The 1,021-nt window shown below is 73.6% G+C and carries 1 protein-coding gene; it reads left to right on the top strand.

The annotated features are described in order from the left end of the window. Window positions 1–196: 196 nt before the first annotated feature. On the top strand, window positions 197–961 hold the full coding sequence (locus ACIQOV_RS42800; RefSeq protein WP_380545014.1) for a ZIP family metal transporter: 765 nt from the start codon (window positions 197–199) through the stop codon (window positions 959–961). Window positions 962–1,021 lie beyond the last annotated feature (60 nt).

Raw genomic sequence — 1,021 nt, 5'->3', positions numbered from 1 at the left:
CCGGGCCGAGGCTGGGGGCACGGCTCCCGGTCGGGCCCGGCACCCCGGGTGATCACCGTCGAACGGGCGTCCGGTACGGTCGGCGGTCGGCCCGGTCACGGGCGGATCCCAGGGGGAGAGGAATGGGCAGCACGCTCGGCGGACCACCCGGTGAAGGCCCCGGCCACCAGGCCGGACCCGAGACGGAGTCGGCCCGATGACCGCGGTACTGGTCGCCGCCGCGGCGTTCCTGATGACCCTGGTCGGCGGCTTCGTGGCCCAGCGCACCCGCGACCGCCGCCACCTGGTGCTCGGCTTCGCCGCCGGGCTGATGCTCGGCGTCGTCGCCTTCGACCTGCTGCCCGAGGCGATCCACCAGGCCCCGAACGAATTGCACGGCGTCCCGCAGGCGCTGCTGATGTTCGCGGCCGGCTTCCTCACCATCCACGTGATCGAGCGCGCGGTCGCCATCCACCGCGGCCACGAGGGTGAGTACGCCGCGCACTCCCACGGCCACCAGCACGGGCACACCCACTCCGTCGGGCACCAGGGCGTCGGGATGACCGCCGCACTGGCCCTGGTCGGGCACAGCGTCATGGACGGCTTCGCGATCGGCGCCGCCTTCCAGGCCGGCACCACGGTCGGCACGGTGGTGGCCATCGCGGTGGTCGCGCACGACTTCGCCGACGGCTTCAACACGTACACGATCACCCGGCTGTACGGGAACAACCGGAGGCGGGCGCTGACCCTGCTCGCCGCCGACGCGCTGGCCCCGGTGTCCGGCGCGGCGATCACCCTGGCGTTCACCATCCCGGCGCACCTGCTCGGCCTCTACCTGGGCTTCTTCTCCGGCTTCCTGCTCTACCTGGCGACCTCGGACATCCTCCCCGAGGCGCACAGCCCGCACCCCTCGCGCACCACCCTGCTCTGCACCGTGGCCGGGGTCGGCTTCATGTGGCTGGTGATCGGCTTCGCCGGCTGAGGCCCGGCTGAGGCCCGGCTGAGGCCCGGCTGAGGCCCGTACGAGGCCCGTACGAGGCCC

The sequence above is a fragment of the Kitasatospora sp. NPDC091257 genome, assembly GCF_044757675.1.
GTDB classification, from domain to species: domain Bacteria; phylum Actinomycetota; class Actinomycetes; order Streptomycetales; family Streptomycetaceae; genus Kitasatospora; species Kitasatospora lactacystinica.
The sequence above is the reverse complement of the archived record's forward strand: the minus strand, read 5'-3'. Positions and strand labels throughout refer to the sequence as shown.

Coding starts and splice junctions, on each gene's coding strand:
- ACIQOV_RS42800 (WP_380545014.1), top strand. CDS start 197: ATGACCGCGGTACTGGTCGCCGCCGCGGCGTTCCTGATGACCCTGGTC.